The following is a 22,425-nucleotide window of genomic DNA, read 5'->3' on the forward strand; positions in this document are numbered from 1 at the left end:
CTAGGCTGCGCTCGCCGCTCCCGGGCGGAGGGCACCGGTCTGCCACCGGAGGCGGGCGTCCCGGGCGAGTGGAGGCTGTGCGCGAATGGAGGGTATGCCGTGCTGACCGTGGGCCTGACCGGTGGAATCGGCGCAGGCAAGAGCGAGGTGTCCCGGCTGCTGGTCTCGTACGGGGCCGTGCTGGTGGACGCCGACCGGATCGCGCGCGAGGTCGTCGAGCCCGGGACCCCCGGCCTCGCGGCGATCGTCGAGACCTTCGGGCCCGGTGTCCTCACCCCCGAGGGCACCCTCGACCGGCCCCGGCTGGGCTCGATCGTCTTCGAGGACCCCGAGAAGCGGGCCGCGCTGAACGCGATCGTGCACCCGCTCGTCGGCGCCCGCTCCCAGGAACTCCAGGCCGCCGCTGCCCCGGACTCCGTCGTGGTCCACGATGTGCCCCTGCTCACCGAGAACGGCCTCGCCGGCCTCTACGACGTCGTCGTGGTGGTGGACGCGGCGCCGGAGACGCAGCTCGACCGGCTGATGACGCTGCGCGGGATGTCCGAGACCGAGGCACGGGCGCGCATGGCGGCCCAGGCGAACCGCGAGGAACGGCTCGCGATCGCCGACCATGTGATCGACAACGACGGGCCGCTCGCCGAGCTGGAGCCCCAGGTCCGCAAGGTCTGGGAGGAACTGGTCCGCCGCGCGACCGCCTGACGGGCCGGGCCGCGGAACCCGGGGGCCGGGCCCGCGGAATAAGCCCCTTCGGCTCCGGTGTTCGGACCACCGGACGAGGGGAAGGATCCGAGCGTGCCCGACAGCAACCCTGAGACACATGTCATCGACTTCCGCGCCGCCGAGCAGTTGCTCGCCGCGCGGGACCCGCGGGGTGCCGTGAAGCTGCTGGACTCGGTGATCGCCGCCCATCCCGAGAACACGGCCGCCCGACTGCTGCGCGCCCGGGCGTTCTTCGCGGCGGCGCAACTGCGACCGGCGGAGCTGGAGTTCGAGCTGGTCCTCGAACGCGAGCCGGACAACGCCTTCGCCCACTTCGCGCTGGCCCGCACCTTCGAGCGCTCCGGGCGGCCCGAGCAGGCCAAGCGCCACTTCCGCCTGGCGGCGGCCCTTGACCCCAACCCGGAGTACCTGCGCGCGGCCCGCTTCGACGACGCCTGAGCGCACGGCACGGTCGGCGCGCCGATGCGGTGTCGTCCGGCGGCCGGGGTCACTCGCGGTCCGGTTCGTACGGCGGGACGTCCCGGCCCGGCTGGTAGTGCGGCCCCTGGCGGATGTGCCGGACGACCATCACCACGTCCACGACGACCACCAGGAACAGCACCCCGCAGGCCACGGCCCAGCCGGTCCGCCCCACGAGGGCGAACGCCACTGTGCCGCCGGCCGCCCAGAGCAGGCCCCACACGCCGAGCACCAGGCGCATCCGCAGAGGGCTGCGGGCGGTGGCCGGTTCGTTTCCTGATCGCATGGCTGTCACCTCCCCGACTCCAGCGTGCACCCGTCACCCCTGCGGGTACCCGCCACACGCCGCTGATCCCGCTGATCCCGCCGGGCCCGTGCTCCGCGGCGGTCGCTGGACGGATACATGCAGGTCAGCGGCGTGCGGACGGGCGTTGTCAGACCCCGCCCGTAAGGTCGTCCTTGTCGCCGGAGACATCAGAGGCGTCAGAAGCGTCGTCGGACGGGCGCGCACGAGGAGTGCCGCCCGAACAGGGGAGGAGGTGTTCGTCATGACCGCGCCCAACGCGCCCGCGCCCGAGAGCGTCCGGGCGGTCACGCACGGCCTCCTCCGCTGCGCCGCCGTCTTCCTCCCGGGAGCCCTGCCGCGCGAGGGGCGAGTCGCCTTCTGGGCCCCGGACGGCGGCGAGGTGCCGGGCGCCGACGGCTCGATCACCGTGGTCCGCGCCCACGGCCGGGGTGTCCGCAGCCGCACCGTGCCCGCCCGCCTGCTCACCGTCACCGACGCCCTCCCCGTCCTCGTCGCCGCCCGCCACGACCCCCTCGCCCACCCGGCCGCCGCCTGCTGGGGCGCGGCCGCCCTGCACGCGCTGCACCTCGTGGCGCGCGGCCGCCTCCTGCCCGGTCTGACCGACACCGACCACGACGCCTGGCGGGCCGGCCCGCTGGACGCCGACGACATCGCGCAGCTGCGCGCCATCGCCGCCGCCATGCCCCCCGAGGCCCACGCCGTCCCGGTCCCCGGCCCGCCCCCGCTGCGGCTGCCCGAGCCGGAAGCCCTCGTCCGGCAGCTGTTCGACGCGGTCGCCGACGCCCTGCCCCGCACCCCGGCCGCCGCCCACGCGGCGGGCGCGCCGTTCGCCGCCACCGCCCCGCAGCACCTGCCCCACGCCCGGAGCTGGGCCGCCGAGGCCGCCGCCGGGATGGACGCGGGCGTGCGCGTCTCCCTCCGGCTCGACCTCTCCGCCTTCACCCTCTTCGACGCGGCCGACCCGCCGGAAGCGGGCCACGACAGAGGCGGCCTCGCGGAGGAGGACGCACGGCGCAACGCGGCCGCCGCCGTCGTCCAGGTCCACAGCCTCGCCGACGCCGCCCTGGTCGTCGACGCCGCCGGCCTGTGGGCCGGCGAGGCGGAGGAGCAGTTCGGGCCGCGCGCCCGGATCGACGCCCTGCTCGCCCTCCGCCGCGCGGTGCGGGTCTGGTCGCCCCTCGGCCGGCTGCTGGAACAGAACGTCCCGGACGTCCTCGCCCTCACCGAGGCCGAGCTGTACGACCTCCTCGGACCGGGCGCCGCCCGGCTGGACGCGGCCGGGATCGCGGTCCACTGGCCACGGGAGCTCGCCCGCACCCTCAGCGCCGCCGCCGTGGTCCGCCCCGCCCCCGGCTCGGCGACGGACGGCACCCCCTTCTTCGACAGCACGGAACTGCTCGCCTTCGACTGGCAGCTCGCACTCGACGGGGATCCGCTCACCCCGGGCGAGATGGACGCCCTCGCCGAGGCGCACCGGCCGGTGGTGCGCCTGCGCGACCGGTGGGTGGTCGTCGACCCGGACCTCGTCCGGAAGGCGCGCAAGCGGGAACTGGGCCTCCTCGCCCCGGTCGACGCGCTCGCCGTCGCCCTCACCGGCACGGCGGAGGTGGACAGCGAGACGGTCGAGGCCGTCCCGACCGGTGCCCTCGCCGCTCTGCGCGACCGGCTCGCGGCCGGTACGGCACCGGTGCCCCAGCCGCCGCCGGGGCTCGCCGCGACCCTGCGCGACTACCAGCTCCGGGGGCTCGGCTGGCTGGATCTGATGACCTCGCTCGGCCTCGGCGGCTGCCTGGCCGACGACATGGGCCTCGGCAAGACCGTCACGGTGATCGCCCTCCATCTCAGACGCGCACGCCCGGAGCCGACCCTCGTGGTGTGCCCCGCCTCCCTCCTCGGCAACTGGCAGCGGGAGATCACCCGGTTCGCGCCCGGCGTCCCCGTCCACCGCTTCCACGGCACGGACCGCGAACTCCCCGCGTCCGGCGGCGGCTTCGTCCTGACCACCTACGGCACCATGCGCGGCAGCGCCGAGCGGCTGGCCGCGCACGGCTGGGGGATGGTCGTCGCCGACGAGGCCCAGCACGTCAAGAACCCCTTCTCCGCGACGGCCAAGGCGCTCCGGACGATTCCCTCGCCCGCCCGGGTCGCCCTGACCGGCACCCCCGTGGAGAACAACCTCTCCGAGCTGTGGGCGCTGCTGGACTGGACGACCCCCGGGCTGCTGGGCCCGCTCACCTCCTTCCGCGCCCGCCACGCGCGGCTGGTGGAGAGCGGAGAGGACCCGGCCGCGGCCGAGCGGCTCGCCCGTCTCGTCCGGCCGTTCCTGCTGCGCCGGCGGAAGTCGGACCCGGGCATCGTCCCCGAACTGCCCCCGAAGACCGAGACCGACCATCCGGTGCCGCTGACCCGGGAGCAGGCGTCCCTGTACGAGGCCGTGGTCCGCGAGACCATGGCCGCGATCGAGGCGGCCGACGGAATGGCCCGGCGCGGGCTGATCATGAAGCTGCTGACCGCCCTCAAGCAGATCTGCAACCACCCCGCCCAGTTCCTCAAGGAGCACGGCGGCAGCGGCCCTGGCACCCGGGGCACCGGCGCCGCGGGTCCGGCCCGGCTCGCCGGGCGGTCCGGCAAGCTCGCCCTGCTGGACGAGCTGCTCGACACCATCCTGTCCGAGGACGGCTCTGTCCTCGTCTTCACCCAGTACGTCGCGATGGCCCGCCTCCTCGCAGGCCACCTCGCCTCCCGCGCGGTCCCCGTCCAACTGCTGCACGGCGGCACCCCGGTCGCCGAGCGGGAACGCATGGTGGACCGCTTCCAGTCGGGCGAGGTCCCGGTGTTCATCCTTTCCCTGAAGGCCGCGGGCACCGGGCTGAATCTCACCCGGGCGGGCCATGTCGTCCACTTCGACCGCTGGTGGAACCCGGCGGTGGAGGAGCAGGCCACCGACCGGGCGTATCGCATCGGGCAGACCCAGCCCGTCCAGGTGCACCGGCTGGTCACCGAGGGCACCGTCGAGGACCGGATCGCCGAGATGCTCGCCGGGAAGCGGGCCCTCGCCGACGCCGTGCTCGGCTCCGGCGAGGCGGCGCTCACCGAGCTGACCGACCGTGAACTGAGTGATCTCGTCTCGCTCCGGAGGGCGTCATGACCCCGCCCCCGCCCCCGCCACCTCCACCGCACTCGTCTCCCCGGGGCCGCCGGGCCGGGGCCGCCGGGCCCGCCCGCCCGGCCCATGACGACCTGCGCCGCACCTTCACCGCCGAGACCTTCACCGGCGCGGCCTCCGCCGGCGCGGCCTCCGCCGGCGGGGCCGAAGCCGGTGACGGGGAGAGCGCCGGCACCTGGTGGGGGAGCGCTTGGGTGGCCGCCCTGGAGGACACCGCCCTCGACCCGGCCCGCCTGGAGCGCGGCCGCCGCTACGCGCGCCAGGGCATGGTCGCGTCCGTCACCGTCACACCCGGCCGGGTCACGGCCTATGTACAGGGCAGCCGCATCCGCCCGTACCGCACCGAGATCCGGCTGCGCACCCTCGGCGACGAGGAGTGGGACCATCTGCTCGACGAGGCCGCCGCCCGCCCCGACCATATCGCCGCGCTGCTCGACAAGGACGTGCCCCAGGCCCTCGCCGCCACCGCGGACCTGCTGCCGGCCCCCGGCGACCTGGTCACCGACTGCTCCTGCCCGGACGACGGCCTGCCCTGCAAACACGCCGCCGCCCTCTGCTACCGCACGGCCGCCCTCCTCGACGAGGACCCCTTCGTGCTCTTCCTGATGCGGGGCCGCGGCGAGCGCCGGATCCTGGCCGACCTCGCCCGCCGCAACGCGGGCCGCTCCGCCGCCGAGCGCGCGCAGGCACCCGCCCCGCCGGCGACGGTCACCGCCCGGGAAGCGGTCCACGCCGCCGACCGGTCCGCGCTGCCGCCGCCGTTCCCTCCGCCACCGGGGCCCGGGCGTCCCCCCGCCTGCCCGGACGCGCCCGGCGCACCCGATCCGCTCGCCCTCGACCTCCTGGCCGGGGAGGCGGCGGCCCGGGCCCATGCGCTGCTGACCACCGGAGACGATCCGGTCGCCGGGCTCACCCCCTGGCAGGACGCCGTCCGGCTGGCCGCCGCCCACCCGGGATCCGGGCTCACCGCCTCCACCCGCGCCCTCTACCGCGACCTGGCCGCCGCCACCGGTCGCACACCGACGGACCTCGCCCGTGCGGTCGCGGCCTGGCGTCAGGGCGGAGCCGTCGCGCTGGAGGTGCTGGAGGCACCGTGGGACCCGCCGGCCGGTCCCTTCGACCGGGCCCGGCCCGCACTGGCCGCGGCCGGCCTGACGGCCTTCCGCCCCTGGCGCAACCGGCTCTCCGCCCCGGCCCTCCAACTGCGCCTGGGGCGGGACGGGCTCTGGTACGGCTATGAGTCGGACCGCGGGCGTGAGGACTGGTGGCCACGCGGCACCCCCGGCCCGGACCCGGTCGCCACCCTCGCGACCCTCCTCGGCGGGGACCTCCCCGACCCCGGCCCCGACCTTGACCCCGGCCCGTCCCCGGACTTCGAGGCGGGCGCGTACAAGGACGTGGAGCCGGGCCCGGACGCCTGGTCCGACGCCCGCGCGTGACGCTCGTACGCCGCCTCCGGTTCCCGGCGTTCGAGAGTTCTCACACCATGGGGTGAACAGCCCGATCGGCCGAACCTTCAGGCCGTGTGGCGGCGTTGAGTCAGGTGCGGGCAAGTGCCCCGCGAGGTACTTCTGAAGGCAGGGACGACGCATGAGGCAGGTTCACCGAAAGGGCCTGGTCACCGTGATGCTCACGGGTGGCGCGCTGGCCATGTCCACGGGGTGGGCGCAGGCGGACTCGACGGCGGACGGCACCGCGGCCGGTTCCCCGGGCGTCCTCTCGGGCAACTCCGTCCAGGTGCCGGTGCACGTCCCGGTCAACGCCTGCGGCAACACGGTCAACGTCGTCGGCCTGCTCAACCCGGCCGCGGGCAACTCCTGCGCCAATGTCTCGCAGGGCGGCGGCTCGCACTCGGGCGGCTCCCAGAACGGCGGCTCCCAGAACGGCGGCTCGCAGAGCGGCGGTTCACAGCAGGGCGGGGGCTCCCAGCAGGGTTCCGGCGGGCACAACTCCGGCGGCGGCGCCACGGCCGGCGGTGACACCGCCAACTCCCCGGGCGTCCTCTCGGGCAACGGTGCGAAGCTCCCCGTCGACCTCCCCGTCAACGTCAGCGGCAACTCGGTGAACGTCGTCGGCATCGGCAACCCCGCGGTGGGCAACACCTCCACCAATGTCTCGGGCAAGCCCCCGGTGAAGCCGGTCACCCCCGCCAAGCCCACCCCGCAGGCCCCGAAGCCCGCCGCGGCGCAGAAGCCCGCCGCTCCGGCGGGGGAGCCCGCGCCCGCCGGCGCCTCCCTCGCCCGGACCGGCGCCGACTCCCTGGCCTTCGCCGTACCGGCCGGTGCCGCGATGCTCCTCGGCGGTGCCGTCCTCTACCGCCGCTTCCGCCCCGCGTCCGGCGGCGCCTCCGCCTGAGACGGAGGCCCGCCGTCCAACGGCGGCCGCCGCGCCGCCGGTACGGCCCGCCAGGAGGCCAGCACGGCGTCCACCGCGTCCGCCACCCGCGCCCGCGCCCGGTGGCGGACGACCCCGGCCGCGAGCAGGGCGTCGTACGGGGTGTCCAGATGGCGCACCGAGGCCCGCACCGCCGCCGTCACCGCGCCCGGATCGAGGGCGCGTCCCGCGGCGGTCCGGCCGACCCGCCCGCTGCCCCGCACCGAGGCATGAGCCGCGATCCCCGCGGCCCGCTCCCCGGGACACCCCGGGTACAGCCGCTGGATCTCGGTGGCCAGGGCCTCGGTGAAACGGCGGTCCGCGGCCGCCCGGCGCTCGGCGTCCCGGGCCCGCCGCCGGGCCCGCGCACCCGCGTCGGCCAGGCAGGCGGCCTCCGCCGAGGTGAGCGCCGCCTGCTCCACGAGCAGCCCCAGCCGCTCCGGCCGGCCGTGGCGCCGGTCCGGCCGGACGACCACGGCGAACAGCGAACTGCCCGCGCGGGCCCGGCGGGTGAGCGCCGCGTCGCCACGCGGCAGAAAGACCAGATGGCCGAGATCGGCGCAGTCCAGACAGACGGGCACACCGGCCTCCACCGTGTACATCGGCAGCGGTCCCCGGCGGCACCCGGCGCAGTGCCGCCCCCTGCGCAGCTGGAAGACCACCGGCGCCATGGGGGAGTTCTACCCACCGGGTACGCTCGGCTCCCATGACCCTGCGCTGCGCCGTGCTCGACGACTTCCAGGACGTCGCCCTCACCCTCGCCGACTGGAGCGTCCTCGCCGACCGCGTCGAAGTCCGTTCCCACCAGGAGCACTTCACCTCCGAGGACGCCCTGGTGCGGGAGGTCGGCGACTGCGAGATCCTCGTCGTGATGCGCGAGCGCACCCCGGTCACCGCGTCGCTCCTGGCCAGGCTGCCCCGGCTGCGGCTGCTCGTCACCTCCGGGATGCGCAACGCCTCGATCGGCCTCGACGCCGCCGCCCGCCACGGCGTCACCGTCTGCGGCACCGCCAGCAACTCCGAACCGCCGGCCGAGCTGACCTGGGCGCTCATCCTGGGCCTCGCCCGCCATGTCCCCGCCGAGAACGCGGCCCTGCGCGAGGGCGGGCCCTGGCAGTCCACCCTCGGCACCGATCTGCACGGCGCCCGGCTCGGCCTGCTGGGCCTCGGCAAGATCGGCGCGCAGGTCGCCCGGGTGGGCCGGGCCTTCGGCATGGAGGTCATGGCGTGGAGCCACCACCTCACCGACGAACGGGCCGCCGAGCACGGCGCGGTCCGGGCCGGTTCCCTCGGCGAGCTGCTGGAGCAGTCGGACGTCGTCTCCGTGCATCTGCAACTCGGTGACCGGACGCGCGGGCTGATCGGCGCCGACGAACTGAAGCGGATGCGCCCGACCGCCTACCTGGTCAACACCTCGCGCGCCGCCATCGTCGACCAGGCGGCGCTGCTGGAGGCCCTGCGCGAGGGATGGATCGCGGGAGCGGGGTCGGACGTCTTCGAGCACGAACCCCTGCCCGCGGACGACCCCCTGCGCACCGCGCCCAACTTCCTCGGGCTGCCCCACCTCGGCTATGTGACCGGACGCAACTACCGGGGCTACTTCCGCGAGGCGGTCGAGGACATCGCGGCCTATCTGGCCGGAGACCCCGTCCGCGTCCTGGTCGCCCCGGCCCCGGCGGCCTGAAACCCGGACCGCCTGAAACCCGGCCCCGGCGGCCTGAAACCCGGCCCGCCCGAGCCCCCGGGCCCCCGGGCCGAGCGGCCCCCCGCCCCGGCAGCGCCTACTGCCGGTAGCCCTTGAGGAACCGCCCGATCCGGCTGATCGCCGCGTCGAGGTCGTCGGCGTACGGGAGGGTCAGGATCCGAAAGTGGTCCGGGCGCGGCCAGTTGAACCCCGTACCCTGCACCACCTGGATCTTCTCCCGCAGCAGCAGGTCGAGCACGAACTTCTCGTCGTCGTGGATCGGGTACACCTTCGGGTCCAGCCTCGGGAACGCGTACAGCGCGCCCTTCGGCTTCACGCAGGAGACTCCCGGGATCTCGTTCAGCCGCTGCCAGGCCCGCTCGCGCTGTTCGTGGAGCCGCCCGCCGGGGGCGACCAGTTCCCGGATGGACTGCCGTCCGCCGAGCGCGGCCTGGATGGCGTACTGCGCGGGCGCGTTGGCGCACAGCCGCATCGAGGCCAGCATCGTCAGCCCCTCCAGATAGCTCCGGGCGTGGTGGCGCGGGCCGCTGACGACCAGCCAGCCGGAACGGAACCCGGCGACCCGGTAGGTCTTGGACAGCCCGCCGAAGGTCAGCACCACGAGGTCGGGGGCGAGGGTGGCGGTGGGGTGGTGGACGGCGTCGTCGTAGACGATCTGGTCGTAGATCTCGTCGGCGAAGACCATCAGCTGGTGGCGCCGGGCCAGTTCGAGGATGCCCTCGACCACCTCGCGCGGGTAGACCGCACCGGTGGGATTGTTGGGGTTGATGATCACCACGGCGCGCGTCCGGTCGGTGATCTTCGCGGCCATGTCGTCCAGGTCCGGGTACCAGTCGGACTCCTCGTCGCACAGATAGTGCACGGCCCGGCCCCCGGCGAGCGTGGTCACCGCCGTCCAGAGCGGGAAGTCCGGCGCGGGGATCAGCACTTCGTCGCCGTCCTCCAGCAGGGCCTGCACGGCCATGGAGACCAGCTCGGAGACTCCGTTGCCGAGGAACACGTCGTCCACGTCGATGTCCGCGAGGCCCATCGCCTGGTAGCGCTGGACCACGGCACGGCGGGCGGAGAGGACGCCCCGGGAGTCGGTGTACCCGTGCGCCTGCGGCAGCATCCGGATCATGTCCTGGACGATCTCCTCCGGAGCCTCGAAGCCGAAGAGGGCCGGATTGCCGGTGTTCAGGCGCAGGACGCTGTGACCGGCCTCCTCCAGCGCGTTGGCGTGCTCGATCACCGGGCCGCGGATCTCGTAGCAGACCTCGCTGAGTTTGCTCGACTGCCGGAACTCCATGCCGTGGCCTCCCAGGACTGAAATGGCGTACTTGGTTTTACCAAGTAGGAGCTTGGAAAGTCCAACAACATGTCTAGACTGCGTCGCATGCCACGTCAGACCCGCCGCCGGAGTTACGACCAGTACTGCGCCGCCGCCCGCGCCCTCGATGTCGTCGGAGACCGCTGGACGCTGCTCGTCGTACGGGAGTTGCTGGCCGGACCCCGCCGCTACACCGACCTCCACGCGGACCTGCCCGGCGTCAGCACCGACGTCCTGGCGGCGCGCCTCAAGGACATGGAGCAGACCGGCCTGGCGACGCGACGCCGCCTGCCGCCTCCCGCCGCCGCCTCGGTGTACGAACTCACCGGGCGCGGGCGGGCGCTGCTGCCGGTGCTCGGCGCGCTCGCCGTCTGGGGCGCTCCCGAACTCGGCGCGCCCCGGCCCACGGACGCGGTGCGGGCGCACTGGTTCGCCGTGCCCCTGCTCGGCCTGCTGGCGGCGGGGGCCCCGGCCGGTCGGTCCGGTGCGTCCGAGGTGGTGGAGGTCCGGGTCGACGAGGGCGTCTTCCATGTGCGGCTCGGCGCGGTGAAGAGCGAGGACGGGCCCTACGGGGACGGTCCCGCCGCGTCGCCCGGCGCGGTGCTGACGCTCGACACGGCGACCTGCCGGGAGCTGATCGCCGGTGAACTGACCCTCGGGGAAGGCGTGGGCGCCGGCCGGATCAAGGTCGAGGGCGACGCGGCCCTCGTCGGCACGGACCCGGCCGCGACCTGAGGGGCCCCGGCCCGTTCCCGGCCCGTTCCCGGCCCGGCCCGTTCCCGACCGGCCCGGGTGATGATGGAGCCGTGCGAGTCGAGCCGATCACCTGGGACCTGCTGGCCGCCCGGATCGCGGAACGCCTCCGGGAGGCGCGGCCCGCCGGCGGCGGCCCCTGGCTGCGCGTCGGCGTCGACGGCGCCCCGGCCGCCCGGCCGGGCGAACTGGCCGGGCGGATCGGCGAGGAACTGCGCCTGGCCGGACACGGCGTGCTGGTCGTCGGCACCGACGGTTTTCTGCGCCCCGCCTCACTGCGGTACGAGTACGGGCGCGAGGACCCGGACACGTACTACGGCGGCTGGTTCGACACCGGCGCCCTCTGGCGCGAGGTGATCGGACCGCTGGACACCGACGGGGACGGCCGCGTCCTGCCCGACCTGTGGGACCCGGCCACGGACCGGGCGACCCGCTCCCCGCGCGTCGCCCTGCCGCCGGGCGGAGTGCTGCTGCTGCACGGGCCGTTGCTGCTCGGGCACTGGTTCCCCTTCGACCTGACCGTGCATCTGCGGCTCTCCCCGGCCGCCCTGGAGCGCCGGACCCCGCAGGGCGAACGCTGGACCCTGCCCGCCTTCGCCCGCTATGAGACGGAGGCCGACCCGGAGCACGCGGCCGATGTCGTGGTCCGCGCCGACGACCCCCGCCGCCCGGCCTGGACCGGCCTGCCGACCTGAACCACGACCCGCGACGGGCCCGGGCCGCTCAGCTCCCGCCCGCGAACCACGACCCGCGACGGGCCCGGGCCGCTCAGCTCCCGCCCGCGAACCACGACCCGCCCGGGCCGCTCGGCGTGCCAGGCCGCGCCCGCCAACCCCGGCCCGCCCGGCGCTCAGCCGCCCGATCCCGCCGCCCCCGCCCGACCCGGTCTCCCGCCCACCACCGCGACCGCACGCGCCCCCGCCCGGCAGCCCTCCCTCGCCGCCGACGTGGCGTCCGCGCCCCGCAGCCGGGCGGCCAGGAACGCCCCCGTGAACGCGTCGCCCGCGCCCGTCGAGTCCACCGCCCGGGCCGCCACTGCCGGGACCCGGGCGGTGACCCGGCCCGACTCCGCGACCAGGGCGCCCTGCGCGCCCAGGGTGACGACCGTCAGCCGGGCGGTCCGGCTGAGCCGGACCGCCGCCTCGTACGGGTCCGGCAGGCCGGTCAGCAGGCGCGCCTCGTCCGCGTTCGGGAGGAGCACATCCGTGCCGTCGAGCGCGGCCAGCAGCCGGTCGGGCCCGTGCTCGGCGATGAATCCGGCCGACGCGGGGTCCACGCTCACCGGAATGCCCCGCTCCCGGGCCGAGCGCATCGCCCGGTGGGCCGCCTCCGCGCTGCTGTCGGCGAAGAACAGATAACCCGACAGATGTAGATGTCCGACGCCCTCCAGGAGTTCGGGCGCCCAGTCCGTGTGGGAGAGCCGCAGCACCGCCCCGCTGTCGGTGAGAAAGGTGCGCTCGGCCGACCGGTCGACGAGCGCGATGACCGTCGCCGTGGGCGCCTCCGCGTCCGGCACCAGCAGCGGACGCACCCCGGCCGACCGCAGCCGCTCGGCGTGCCAGCCCACGTCCGCCGCACCGGTCCGGGCGAGCAGCCGGACGTCCTCGCAGCCCCGGTCCGCCGCCCAGCAGCACACATTGGCCCCCGCGCCGCCGGGCACGATCCGGATGCGCGCGGCGGTGTCCGTCCCCGTCGCCAGTGGCGCCTCGTACCGGGCCACCACGTCCGTGACGACATCGCCGACGACGAGCAGCCCGCGCGCGTCCGTGCCGCGCGTCGAGCCCGGCCCGGGGTTCACGCGTAGGCGGCGGCGATCCGGGCCGCCAGCACGACGTTCCCGCGCACCGCCGCGAGGTTGGCCTCCAGGGAAGCGCCCTCCGTCCAGCGCGTCAGCCGCTCCAGGAGGAACGGGGTGACCGCCTGGCCGGTGATCCCCTCGCCCTCCGCCTCGGCCAGCGCCCGCGCCAGCACCCGGTCGTGCAGCTCCGGGTCCAACTGCTCGGCCACCGGCACCGGGTTGGCCACCACCAGGGCCGCGCGCGGCGCGCCCAGCAGGTCCTGTGCCCGCATCACGGCCGCGACCTCCTGCGGGGTGCGCACGGTCCAGTCGACCGGCTCCCCGGAGGAGGCGAGGTAGAACCCGGGGAAGTGGTCGGTCCCGTAGCCGAGGACGCCCATGCCCAGGGTCTCCAGCCGCTGGAGTGTGGCGGGCACGTCCAGGATCGACTTGACGCCCGCGCAGACCACGGTCACCCCCACCCGGGCGAGAAGGCGCAGATCGGCGGACTCGTCCTGGGTGTCGGTCCAGCCCCGGTGGACGCCGCCGAGCCCGCCCGTCGCGAAGACCCGGATGCCGGCCGCCTCGGCGGCGAAGGCGGTGCCCGAGACGGTCGTCGCGCCGCTCGCACCGGCGGCGAGGGCGGGCGCCAGGTCGCGGTGCCCTAGCTTGCGCATCCCGGGATCGCTCGCGACGCGCTCCAGGCCGGACTTGTCCAGGCCGACATGGAGCCGGCCGTCCAGGACGGCGACGGTGGCGGGCACCGCGCCCTGCGCCCGTACCAGTTCCTCCAGTTCGCGCGCGACCTCGTGGTTGCGGGGCCGCGGGAGCCCGTGCGCGATGATCGTCGACTCCAGGGCGACCACGGGGGCGCCGGAGTCGAGGGCCGTGCGTACCTCTGCGGAGACTTCTGCGGCGGTGTTCGGCATGTCTCATCCCTGGCACGGCGGCACGGCGCCCAAACACCCGCCGTCCCGGACCCGGAGACCTTCGGACACCCCCGCGCGGTACGGGCGTTGCCCCTGCGCCGGGGTACGCCGAGGGGCGCGTGCCCCCGTGCCCCCGCGCCCGCCGGGGACTCAGCCGCGGGCCGTCGTCGCCCGGCGGATCGCCAGCACGGCCATCGGCAGCAGCAACAGCGCCCCGACCGCGTTCAGCCACCCGTATCCCGCCTGCGCGACGATCAGTCCGGACGCCGCCCCGCCGATGCCCGCCGCCGTGTTCATCGTCAGGTCCGACAGGCCCTGCGCCGCCGCTCGGGAGGGCGGGGGAACGGCGTCGGTGAGCAGCGCGGAGCCGGCCACCAGCCCCGCCGACCAGCCGAGGCCCAGCAGGAACAGGCCCAGCGCGGTGCGGGTGTGGTCGGCCCCGGCCGTCCCGGCGAGCAGGGCCGCGACGGCCAGCAGACCGGCCGCGAGACCGATCACCGAGAGCCTGCCGATCCGGTCGGCGAGCCAGCCCATCAGCGGGGAGAAGGCGTACATGCCCGCGATATGGCCGCTGATGACCAGGCCGATGAGCTGGATGTCCGCCCCGTGGTGCCCGAGGGCCACGGGCGTCATCGTCATGATCGACACCATCGCCGTGTGCGAGACCGCGACCGTGAGCAGGGCGAGGCGCGCCATGGGGGAGGCGCGCACGGCCGCGAGACCCGCCCGCAGGGAGCGCCCGGCGGGCGAGTGGTCCTCCGCCGACAGCGCACGCGCCGTCAGCAGCGGGTCGGGACGCAGCAGCACCAGCACCAGGACCGCGGCGGCCAGGAAGACCCCGGCCGCCCACACGAAGGGGCCCGCGGCGGCGGGGACGCCGAAGCCGGAGACGCTGTCGCCCGCGGGTGAGGCGATATTGGGGCCGAGGACCGCGCCGATCGTCGTCGCCCACACCACCAGGGAGATGGCCCGCGCCCGGTGTTCGGGTTCGGCGAGGTCCGCCGCGGCGAAGCGCGCCTGCAGATTGGCCGAGGAGGCCGCCCCGAACGCGGCCATACCGGCCAGCAGCAGCGGGAAGTTCCCGATCACCGCGGCCAGCACGACGACTCCCGCCCCGAGCGCGCCGACGAGGTAGGCGAGGGCGATGCCCGGGCGCCGCCCGCGGGCGGTCATCAGCGCGGCCATCGGCACCGAGAGGACCGCCGTCCCGGCCACGGTCGCCGTGGGCGCGAGACCGGCGAGCGCCTCCGTGCCGCTGACCTCCTGGGCCAGGACCGTGGCCAGCGCGATGCCGGTCGCCACACCGAGCCCGCCGAGGATCTGGCCCGCGACGAGCACCGCGTTGATCCGTCGGCGCAGGGCGGGCAGGTCCGCGGCCGCCACGGGCGGGGCGGGCGGCGCGCCCGCCACCTCGGCGGTGGTGGTGCCGGGTGTACCGGTGGCGTCGGCGGCGTCGTCCGACGCGCCGCCGGGGGTGTCGGGTGTCTCGGGCCGGAGGGTCACCGACGCAGTGTGCCAGCCGTCCACCGCCACGGGAACGGCCGGTCCCCGGCCCGGACCGGCGGCGGACGAGGAGGCCGCGAGGGGTGGTGGACGACGACGCCGCGAGGGCCCGGCGCGCCCCGGCCCGTGCCCGGCCGTGCACACCGCAGCGGCCGGAACCACCGAGACACCGCAACGGTGAGGCCCGCCGGCACACCCCCGGCCGTCAGAACAGCGGTTCCGGCAGCACCCCCTCCAGCGCGAGCAGCCGCCGCTTGGTCTCCCGGCCGCCCCCGAAGCCGCCGAGCCCGCCGTCCGTCTCGACGACCCGGTGGCACGGCACCACCACCGGAAGCGGGTTGGAGCCCATCGCCGCGCCGACCGCCTGGGCCGCGCCCGGCTGGCCGACCCGCGCGGCGAGGTCCCCGTACCCGACGACGGTGCCGTACGGGGCGGCGGCCGTCAGCTCGCCCAGCACCTGGCGGTTGAAGCCGCCGGAGAGCGACCAGTCCAGCGGGAGGTCGAACTCCCGCAGCCCGCCCCCGAAGTACGCCCGGAGCTGGCGTATCGGCTCCGCGAGCCGGCCGGAACCGGAGTGGACCGGCTCCGCGCCGAGCCGGTCCGCGAGCTGTGCCACCGCCCGGTCGCGGACCGCCTCGTCCGCGTGGAAGACCACGGTGACCAGCCCCTCGCCGCTCGCGGCGAGCAGCAGCGGCCCCACGGCCGTGTCCAGGACGTCCCATTCGAAGGTGCTCATGAACCCACGGTAGGACCCGGCACCGACAACGGGCCGGGGCCCGCGGCCGCCCCCGGTGACCGGGCGGCCGGGGACGGTCGAGAACCGGCCACCGCGGGCATCCTGGCAGACACGCGGTGTCGCCGGGGACCGGAGCCGGCCGCCCGATCCCCGTCCCCCCGTTTCCAACCGCCCCGCGGGGTCGTAGTCTCGCCCGAAACGGACGCACCATCAGCGATCGCGGGGATCGCCGGCGGAGCGCGGGGACCGGGACGGACGGGACCGGGGGACGCAGGGGAAGCACGCGGGGCGGAAGGCGCACGGATGCAAGGCACGGTGGACGGATTCGGGTACGGGCTGGTCACCCCGGTGGTGGCCTATCTGATGGCCTGCCTCGGCGCGGCCCTCGGGCTGCGCTGCACCACCAGAGCCGTCCGCCGCGGCGGACGGCAGCGGCCGCTCTGGCTCGCGCTCGGCAGCGCCGCCATCGGTTCCGGGATCTGGACCATGCACTTCGTCGCGATGATGGGCTTCAGCGTCGCCGAGGCCCCGATCGGCTACGACCGGGCCACCACCTTCGCCTCACTGGCCGTGGCCGTCGTGATGGTGGGCGTCGGGATCTTCGTCGTCGGACGCCGTCGCGTGACCGTGATGGCGCTGGTCACCGGCGGTATGCTCACCGGCCTCGGCATCGCGTCGATGCACTACCTCGGAATGGCCGGAATGCGCTTGCGGGGCACGCTGGAGTACAACACGTTCCTCGTCGCGCTGTCCGTTCTGATCGCGGTCGTCGCCGCGATCGCCGCCCTCTGGGCCGCCGTGTCGCTGCACGGCCTGCGCACGACCCTGGCCGCGAGCCTGGTGATGGGGGTCGCGGTGAGCGGGATGCACTACGCGGGCATGGCCGCCGTGAGCGTCCACCTCCACCCCGCGACCGGGCCCGCCGACGCGGGGGAGCCGGCCACCACCCTGCTCGCGCCGGTCCTGGTCGGCCCGGTCCTCTTCCTGCTGCTGGCCGCCGCCGTGGTGCTCTGGGACCCCCTGCTGGTGACGGGCGGCGCGGACGCCCGCGGCGACGAGGCGGAGGAGAGCCGCCGCCCGGGCATCCCCGCCCAGCGCACGGCGGCACCGCCCCCGGGACGCGCGGCCTGGGCCGCCGACGCCGCCCGCCGCCACGGCTACGGCGGACCGCCCGACCACCCGGGCCACGACGGCTGACCACCCGGGCCACGACGGCTGACCCCCCGGCACCCGCCCGCACCGGCGCCCCGCCCGGCGCCGCGGGGCCCGGAGCCCACCCCGGGCCCCGCCCGGCCCGGTCCCGGTGCTTCTCCGCGCCCGTTGTCAGTGGGGGGTCGTACGGTGGAGACCATGCGGCCCGTTTCCAAGATCGAACGTTCGGTGGCGCCCTTCGAGGTCGTCAGCTCCTACCAGCCCAGCGGCGACCAGCCGACGGCCATCGCCGACCTGGAGCGGCGCATCCGCGCGGGCGAGCAGGACGTCGTCCTGCTCGGCGCCACCGGCACCGGCAAGTCGGCGACGACGGCGTGGATGATCGAGAAGCTCCAGCGCCCCACCCTGGTGATGGCGCCGAACAAGACCCTGGCCGCCCAGCTGGCGAACGAGTTCCGCGAGCTCCTGCCGAACAACGCGGTGGAGTACTTCGTCTCGTACTACGACTACTACCAGCCCGAGGCGTACGTCCCGCAGTCGGACACCTACATCGAGAAGGACTCCTCCATCAACGAGGAGGTCGAGCGCCTGCGGCACTCCGCGACGAACTCGCTGCTCACCCGCCGTGACGTCGTGGTGGTCGCCTCGGTCTCCTGCATCTACGGCCTCGGCACCCCGCAGGAGTACGTGGACCGCATGGTCCCCCTCACGGTCGGCGACGAGATCGACCGCGACCAGCTGCTGCGCCGCTTCGTCGACATCCAGTACACGCGCAACGACACCGCGTTCCAGCGCGGCACCTTCCGGGTCCGCGGCGACACCATCGAGATCTTCCCGGTGTACGAGGAACTGGCCGTCCGCATCGAGATGTTCGGTGACGAGATCGAGGCCCTCTCCACCCTCCACCCGCTGACCGGCGAGATCCTCAGCGACGACCGGTCCCTCTACGTCTTCCCGGCCAGCCACTATGTCGCCGGCCCGGAACGCATGGAGCGCGCGGTCAACGACATCGAGGCCGAGCTGGAGCGGCGCCTCGCCGAGCTGGACAAGCAGGGCAAGCTGCTGGAGTCCCAGCGGCTGCGCATGCGCACCACCTACGACATCGAGATGATGCGCCAGATCGGCTCCTGCTCCGGCATCGAGAACTACTCCCTCCACTTCGACGGCCGCGACCCGGGCTCCCCGCCCAACACCCTCCTCGACTACTTCCCCGAGGACTTCCTGCTGGTCATCGACGAGTCCCATGTCACCGTGCCCCAGATCGGCGCGATGTACGAGGGCGACGCCTCCCGTAAGCGCACCCTGGTGGACCACGGCTTCCGGCTGCCCTCCGCCCTGGACAACCGGCCGCTGAAATGGGAGGAGTTCACCGAGCGGGTCGGCCAGACCGTCTACCTCTCCGCGACGCCCGGCGCCTATGAACTCTCCCGCTCGGACGGCCATGTGGAGCAGATCATCCGCCCCACCGGCCTGGTCGACCCCGAGGTGGTGGTCAAGCCGACCGAGGGCCAGATCGACGACCTGGTGCACGAGATCCGGCTGCGCACCGAGAAGGACGAGCGGGTCCTCGTCACCACCCTCACCAAGAAGATGGCCGAGGACCTCACCGAGTACTTCCTCGAACTGGGCATCCAGGTCCGCTACCTCCACAGCGACGTCGACACCCTGCGCCGGGTCGAGCTGCTGCGCGAGCTGCGGGCCGGCGAGTACGACGTCCTCGTGGGCATCAACCTCCTGCGGGAGGGCCTGGACCTCCCCGAGGTCTCCCTGGTGGCCATCCTCGACGCCGACAAGGAGGGCTTCCTGCGCTCCGGCACCTCACTGATCCAGACCATCGGCCGCGCGGCGCGCAATGTCTCCGGCCAGGTCCATATGTACGCGGACAAGGTCACGCCCGCGATGGAGAAGGCCATCGACGAGACCAACCGCCGCCGCGAGAAGCAGATCGCGTACAACACCGAGCACGGCATCGACCCGCAGCCGCTCCGCAAGAAGATCAACGACATCGTCGCGACCATCGCGCGCGAGGAGATCGACACCGAGGAACTGCTCGGCACCGGCTACCGCCAGGCGAAGCCCGAGCGGGCCGGCAAGGGCGGCAAGGTCCCGGTGCCCGCGCTCGGCGGCCGCACCGGCGGCAGGAAGGGCGAGGTGCTCACCGACCGCCCCGCGTCCGAACTGGCCGCGATCATCGAGGAGATGACCGACCGGATGCGGGCCGCCGCCGCGGAGCTGCAGTTCGAGGTGGCGGCACGACTGCGCGACGAGGTGGGGGAGTTGAAGAAGGAGCTGCGCCAGATGAAGGAGGCGGGGCTCGCCTGAGCCGCGCCCGGACGGTGTGTTGCAAGACCGACACAAATTCGGGCGGACGGTACTGCGCCGCCGTCATCACTCGTAGGGTGCAGGTCAACCGCGTATGGAAGCGGTGGCAATCCGAAGAAGGGGACAGCGCGTGACGGTCAACATGACCAAGGGCCAGGCCATCAGCCTGCAGAAGAGCGACGGGGGCACCCTCACGGCTGTGCGGATGGGGCTCGGCTGGCAGGCGGCGCCTCGCCGCGGTCTGTTCGGCTCGCGCACCCGCGAGATCGACCTGGACGCGTCGGCGGTGCTCTTCGCCGACAAGCAGCCGGTGGACGTGGTCTTCTTCCGCCACCTCGTCAGCGACGACGGCTCGGTCAAGCACACCGGTGACAACCTGGTGGGCGGCGCGGGCTCCGGAGGCGACGACGAGGCGATTCTCGTGGACCTCCAGCGGGTCCCGGTCCACATCGACCAGATCGTCTTCACGGTGAACTCCTTCACCGGCCAGACGTTCCAGGAGGTGCAGAACGCCTTCTGCCGCATCGTCGACGAGTCCAACGGCCAGGAGCTGGCCCGCTACACGCTCGACGGCGGCGGCCAGTACACGGCCCAGATCATGGCCAAGGTGCACCGCGCCGGAAGCGGCTGGAAGATGACGGCCCTCGGCAACCCGGCCAACGGGCGCACCTTCCAGGACCTGATGCCGGCGATCCTGCCGCACCTGTAGGCGCCACCGGTCCCGGGCGCACCCGGGGCCGCGGACCCGCAGCTCCCGGAGGCCCCGGCCGCCGGGAGCTGCACCGCTTGCCCGCCCGCGGCACCGCACGACGCGGCGCCACCACAGGCACCACACGGCACCGCGCCACAAGCACCACCAGCACCGCAGCACAAGCACGGCACCGCGCCACGCACCACACCGCAAGCACCGCACCACTCCACAGACCGCACCACACGGCACGACACGGCAGAGCACCGAGGGGACACCGAGCATGACGGCCGAGCTGGTCAGGGGGCAGAACCACCCGCTGCCCCACACCCGACTGGACATCCGGGTGTCCGCGGCCCACCCGGTCATGGCCTGCGTCTCCTGTGTGGACGCCGGTGCCACCGCCCGCCCGGAGTGGATCGCCCACCCCGGCTCCCCGGCCCTGCCCGGCGTCGAGGTCCCGTCCTCGGCGGACCGGACGCCCCGCTACGGCCTCGATCTGGGCGCCCTCCCCGACGACGTCCACCAGGTCAACGTGCTGCTGGCGCTGACCGGTTCGGGCACCCCCGACCGCTTCGGCGCGACGGCCGCCCCCTTCGTCGCCGTGTCCGGCCGGGACGGCGAGGAGATCGCCAGCTTCACCGTCACCGACCTCGACTCCGAGACCGCCGTCGTCGCCGTCGAGGTGTACCGCCGCCAGGGCGCCTGGAAGGTCCGCGCCGTGGGCCAGGGCTACGACGGCGGCCTGGCCGCCCTCCTCGCCGACCAGGGCCTGACGGCCGCCCTCGCCCAGGACCTCGCCACCGCCGCCCGGACCGCGGTGGCCCCCGCCGCCCCGCGCACCGAACCCGCCCGTCTGCACACCCGGACCGACCAGGCGGGCCCGCCCCAGGCCGCGCCCCCCTCGGCCCCGTCACCGGCGACGGGCGCCGGTGGCCGGCCCGGTGACCCGGCACATCCCGGCACCCCCGCCCGCGACGGCGGTCTCTCCGTGCCCGCCGCCCAGGCCGCCGCCTCGGCCGGAAACCCGGCCCCGGCCCCCGGCGACCCCGCCACCGCCCCGCCGGACGGACCGCAGGTGCCCTCCGGCGGCCCCATCGACTACTCCCACCCCCGCCGCCGCCAGACCGGGGCCCCGCCCACCCCGCCGCCCGCCGCGGGCCCCGCCGAGCCCGGCCGCCCGGCCGCGCCGGTGGCCGGCGACGCCACCGGCTGGTCCATGGAGGAGCGCCTCTACAACCAGGTCTGGGGCATGTTCGAGGACCTGGCCCGGACCGTCGCCGCGTACCGGAGCGCGCTGGAGTTCGCCGAGAACCGGATGGACAAGGAGCTGGACCAGGTCCTGTCCGACCCGCGTAGCCGCATCGGCAGCGGCGGCGACGCGGCCCGGGCCGCCGCCCGCGCCAAGTACCAGGAGCTGGCCGACCAGGCCCGCCAGGTCCTCGACCGCGATCTGGCCCAGCTCACCGCCGAGTCCGAGGTCGTCGAACCCGCCCTCCCCGCCGCCTATGCCCGCTGGGACAACCCCGTCTGGCACGCCTACCGCGTCCCCATGGAGATCCCCATGGCCCTGCGGATAGGCGACATCCACCTGCCGGAGAGCCCGCAGCTCAGGCTGCCCCTGCTGGTGCGCCTGCCGCTGGAGCGGGGCCTGTGGGTGGACAGCGGCCGCTCCAGCTCCGACGCCGCCCTGGCGATGGACGAGGGCGCCCTGCGCAGACAGGCGGCCGAGACGGCGGTGGCCGTCGCCGCCCGTCTGATCGCCGTCTACCCGCCCGGCGAGTTCACCGTCCATGTCGTCGACCCCGCCGGCTCGGCCTCCGCCGCCCTGGCGCCGCTGGTGGACTCCGGGGTGCTCGCCGCGCCCCCGGCCGCGGGCGCCGCCGGGGTGCAGTCGGTGCTCGCCCGGCTCACCGAACGGGTCGACCTGGTGTCCATGGCCCTGCGCGGCGGGGCCTCCGACGCGCTGCCGCCGGACCTCGACCGGGCGGAGCAGCTCCTCGTCGTCAACGACTTCCCGCACGGCTTCGACGACCGGGCCGTCAACCAGCTCCGCTACCTCGCCGACGAGGGCCCGGCCGTCGGCGTCCATCTGATGATGGTCGCCGACCGCGAGGACGCGAGCGCCTACGGCCCGGTCCTGGACCCGCTGTGGCGCTCCCTGCTCCGGATCACGCCCGTGCCCGACGACCACCTCGCCGACCCCTGGGTCCGCCACGCGTGGACGTACGAGCCGGCCACCGTGCCGCCGGGCAGCGGGGTGCTGCGGCAGGTGCTCGACCGGGTGACGGCCGCCCGGCGGTCCTGGGGGCGCTGAGCCCGGCCGGGGCCGTGGACCGGCGGGCCCGCCCACCGATGCTCTCGGCAACCCTCTCACCTGCGGTTTTACCCTTTTCTTTACCTTTCCTTGGGTGTGCCTGTACTGTTCCTGGCAGCGGAGGGGAGTACTCCCGACTCGCGGCGTGCCCGTCAGTACGGACCGACAGAGAGGTCCCGGGGCGTCGGCCCGCGCGCGCGAGCGCCGGG

At 75.0% G+C, this 22,425-nt stretch carries 19 protein-coding genes; 12 read left to right on the forward strand and 7 right to left on the reverse strand.

The features are described 5' to 3' along the window. The first annotated feature begins 99 nt into the window (after positions 1 to 99). On the forward strand, positions 100 to 699 hold the full coding sequence (gene coaE, locus ABZ457_RS19870; protein ID WP_359158902.1) for a dephospho-CoA kinase: 600 nt from the start codon (positions 100 to 102) through the stop codon (positions 697 to 699). 93 nt (positions 700 to 792) lie between these two features. Further along, positions 793 to 1,158, forward strand: coding sequence for a tetratricopeptide repeat protein (locus ABZ457_RS19875; RefSeq protein WP_018848667.1), 366 nt, complete (start codon positions 793 to 795; stop codon positions 1,156 to 1,158). Between the two features lie 49 nt (positions 1,159 to 1,207). Here the strand turns inward: ABZ457_RS19875 and ABZ457_RS19880 are convergent, their stop codons facing one another. Further along, entirely contained in the window at positions 1,208 to 1,465 is a 258-nt protein-coding gene (locus tag ABZ457_RS19880) for a DUF6343 family protein (protein WP_359158904.1), read from the reverse strand. A 262-nt stretch (positions 1,466 to 1,727) separates the two neighbouring features. On the opposite strand from ABZ457_RS19880, the gene ABZ457_RS19885 reads away from it, so the two are divergent. The 3 genes from ABZ457_RS19885 (at position 1,728) to ABZ457_RS19895 (ending at position 7,007) form a co-directional block, all read left to right on the forward strand. Further along, positions 1,728 to 4,634: a DEAD/DEAH box helicase gene (locus tag ABZ457_RS19885; protein WP_359158906.1), complete on the forward strand. Its 2,907-nt coding sequence runs from the start codon at positions 1,728 to 1,730 to the stop codon at positions 4,632 to 4,634. Further along, positions 4,631 to 6,091, forward strand: coding sequence for an SWIM zinc finger family protein (locus tag ABZ457_RS19890; protein WP_359158908.1), 1,461 nt, complete (start codon positions 4,631 to 4,633; stop codon positions 6,089 to 6,091). Before ABZ457_RS19885 ends, ABZ457_RS19890 begins: the two co-directional genes overlap by 4 nt. A gap of 151 nt (positions 6,092 to 6,242) precedes the next feature. Beyond that, the gene (locus ABZ457_RS19895; RefSeq protein WP_359158910.1) at positions 6,243 to 7,007 is read left to right on the forward strand and encodes a chaplin; all 765 of its coding nucleotides are present in this window, start codon (positions 6,243 to 6,245) and stop codon (positions 7,005 to 7,007) included. On the opposite strand, the gene ABZ457_RS19900 is transcribed toward ABZ457_RS19895, so the two are convergent. Further along, complete coding sequence (locus ABZ457_RS19900) at positions 6,965 to 7,696, reverse strand: DUF2293 domain-containing protein (RefSeq protein ID WP_359158912.1); 732 nt, start codon at positions 7,694 to 7,696, stop codon at positions 6,965 to 6,967. The two genes, ABZ457_RS19895 and ABZ457_RS19900, sit on opposite strands and share 43 nt — an antisense overlap. A gap of 35 nt (positions 7,697 to 7,731) precedes the next feature. Here ABZ457_RS19900 and ABZ457_RS19905 point away from each other — a divergent pair, with 35 nt between their 5' ends. After that, positions 7,732 to 8,709 carry a D-2-hydroxyacid dehydrogenase family protein gene (locus tag ABZ457_RS19905; protein WP_359158914.1) on the forward strand — a complete coding sequence of 326 codons (978 nt, stop codon included), beginning with the start codon at positions 7,732 to 7,734 and terminating at the stop codon, positions 8,707 to 8,709. 97 nt (positions 8,710 to 8,806) lie between these two features. Here the strand turns inward: ABZ457_RS19905 and ABZ457_RS19910 are convergent, their stop codons facing one another. Then, complete coding sequence (locus tag ABZ457_RS19910) at positions 8,807 to 10,018, reverse strand: pyridoxal phosphate-dependent aminotransferase (protein ID WP_018848660.1); 1,212 nt, start codon at positions 10,016 to 10,018, stop codon at positions 8,807 to 8,809. A gap of 87 nt (positions 10,019 to 10,105) precedes the next feature. Between ABZ457_RS19910 and ABZ457_RS19915 the strand changes: the two genes are divergently transcribed. After that, the gene (locus tag ABZ457_RS19915; RefSeq protein ID WP_359158917.1) at positions 10,106 to 10,774 is read left to right on the forward strand and encodes a winged helix-turn-helix transcriptional regulator; all 669 of its coding nucleotides are present in this window, start codon (positions 10,106 to 10,108) and stop codon (positions 10,772 to 10,774) included. 71 nt (positions 10,775 to 10,845) lie between these two features. Then, positions 10,846 to 11,487, forward strand: a complete 642-nt coding sequence (locus tag ABZ457_RS19920) for a uridine kinase (RefSeq protein WP_359158919.1) — start codon at positions 10,846 to 10,848, stop codon at positions 11,485 to 11,487. Between the two features lie 155 nt (positions 11,488 to 11,642). Here ABZ457_RS19920 and ABZ457_RS19925 read toward each other — a convergent pair whose 3' ends face one another. From ABZ457_RS19925 to ABZ457_RS19940, 4 genes are all read right to left on the reverse strand, one after another. Then, entirely contained in the window at positions 11,643 to 12,590 is a 948-nt protein-coding gene (locus ABZ457_RS19925) for a PfkB family carbohydrate kinase (RefSeq protein WP_359158921.1), read from the reverse strand. Beyond that, positions 12,587 to 13,498 (reverse strand): pseudouridine-5'-phosphate glycosidase, encoded by a 912-nt coding sequence (locus tag ABZ457_RS19930; protein WP_359158923.1) that lies wholly within the window; start codon positions 13,496 to 13,498, stop codon positions 12,587 to 12,589. Before ABZ457_RS19930 ends, ABZ457_RS19925 begins: the two co-directional genes overlap by 4 nt. A 150-nt stretch (positions 13,499 to 13,648) precedes the next feature. Next, positions 13,649 to 14,908 (reverse strand): MFS transporter, encoded by a 1,260-nt coding sequence (locus ABZ457_RS19935; protein WP_359158971.1) that lies wholly within the window; start codon positions 14,906 to 14,908, stop codon positions 13,649 to 13,651. A 298-nt stretch (positions 14,909 to 15,206) separates the two neighbouring features. After that, positions 15,207 to 15,737 (reverse strand): methylated-DNA--[protein]-cysteine S-methyltransferase, encoded by a 531-nt coding sequence (locus tag ABZ457_RS19940; RefSeq protein ID WP_359158925.1) that lies wholly within the window; start codon positions 15,735 to 15,737, stop codon positions 15,207 to 15,209. Positions 15,738 to 16,040: 303 nt separating this feature from the next. Here ABZ457_RS19940 and ABZ457_RS19945 point away from each other — a divergent pair, with 303 nt between their 5' ends. The 4 genes from ABZ457_RS19945 (at position 16,041) to ABZ457_RS19960 (ending at position 22,216) form a co-directional block, all read left to right on the forward strand. Beyond that, positions 16,041 to 16,934 carry an MHYT domain-containing protein gene (locus ABZ457_RS19945; RefSeq protein ID WP_359158927.1) on the forward strand — a complete coding sequence of 298 codons (894 nt, stop codon included), beginning with the start codon at positions 16,041 to 16,043 and terminating at the stop codon, positions 16,932 to 16,934. A 153-nt stretch (positions 16,935 to 17,087) separates the two neighbouring features. After that, positions 17,088 to 19,211, forward strand: a complete 2,124-nt coding sequence (gene uvrB / locus ABZ457_RS19950) for an excinuclease ABC subunit UvrB (RefSeq protein WP_359158929.1) — start codon at positions 17,088 to 17,090, stop codon at positions 19,209 to 19,211. 130 nt (positions 19,212 to 19,341) lie between these two features. Beyond that, positions 19,342 to 19,920, forward strand: coding sequence for a TerD family protein (locus ABZ457_RS19955; RefSeq protein ID WP_359158931.1), 579 nt, complete (start codon positions 19,342 to 19,344; stop codon positions 19,918 to 19,920). Between the two features lie 262 nt (positions 19,921 to 20,182). Beyond that, entirely contained in the window at positions 20,183 to 22,216 is a 2,034-nt protein-coding gene (locus ABZ457_RS19960; RefSeq protein WP_359158933.1) for a TerD family protein, read from the forward strand. Positions 22,217 to 22,425 lie beyond the last annotated feature (209 nt).

This window comes from Streptomyces sp. NPDC005805, assembly GCF_040630445.1.
GTDB lineage: Bacteria > Actinomycetota > Actinomycetes > Streptomycetales > Streptomycetaceae > Streptomyces.

What these genes read in the sequence shown, in the direction of transcription:
- ABZ457_RS19880 (WP_359158904.1), bottom strand. Translation starts at nt 1,465, where the DNA reads ATGCGATCAGGAAACGAACCGGCCACCGCCCGCAGCCCTCTGCGGATG.
- ABZ457_RS19885 (WP_359158906.1), top strand. Translation starts at nt 1,728, where the DNA reads ATGACCGCGCCCAACGCGCCCGCGCCCGAGAGCGTCCGGGCGGTCACG.
- ABZ457_RS19890 (WP_359158908.1), top strand. Translation starts at nt 4,631, where the DNA reads ATGACCCCGCCCCCGCCCCCGCCACCTCCACCGCACTCGTCTCCCCGG.
- ABZ457_RS19895 (WP_359158910.1), top strand. Translation starts at nt 6,243, where the DNA reads ATGAGGCAGGTTCACCGAAAGGGCCTGGTCACCGTGATGCTCACGGGT.
- ABZ457_RS19900 (WP_359158912.1), bottom strand. Translation starts at nt 7,696, where the DNA reads ATGGCGCCGGTGGTCTTCCAGCTGCGCAGGGGGCGGCACTGCGCCGGG.
- ABZ457_RS19905 (WP_359158914.1), top strand. Translation starts at nt 7,732, where the DNA reads ATGACCCTGCGCTGCGCCGTGCTCGACGACTTCCAGGACGTCGCCCTC.
- ABZ457_RS19910 (WP_018848660.1), bottom strand. Translation starts at nt 10,018, where the DNA reads ATGGAGTTCCGGCAGTCGAGCAAACTCAGCGAGGTCTGCTACGAGATC.
- ABZ457_RS19915 (WP_359158917.1), top strand. Translation starts at nt 10,106, where the DNA reads ATGCCACGTCAGACCCGCCGCCGGAGTTACGACCAGTACTGCGCCGCC.
- ABZ457_RS19930 (WP_359158923.1), bottom strand. Translation starts at nt 13,498, where the DNA reads ATGCCGAACACCGCCGCAGAAGTCTCCGCAGAGGTACGCACGGCCCTC.
- ABZ457_RS19940 (WP_359158925.1), bottom strand. Translation starts at nt 15,737, where the DNA reads ATGAGCACCTTCGAATGGGACGTCCTGGACACGGCCGTGGGGCCGCTG.
- ABZ457_RS19945 (WP_359158927.1), top strand. Translation starts at nt 16,041, where the DNA reads ATGCAAGGCACGGTGGACGGATTCGGGTACGGGCTGGTCACCCCGGTG.
- uvrB (WP_359158929.1), top strand. Translation starts at nt 17,088, where the DNA reads ATGCGGCCCGTTTCCAAGATCGAACGTTCGGTGGCGCCCTTCGAGGTC.
- ABZ457_RS19960 (WP_359158933.1), top strand. Translation starts at nt 20,183, where the DNA reads ATGACGGCCGAGCTGGTCAGGGGGCAGAACCACCCGCTGCCCCACACC.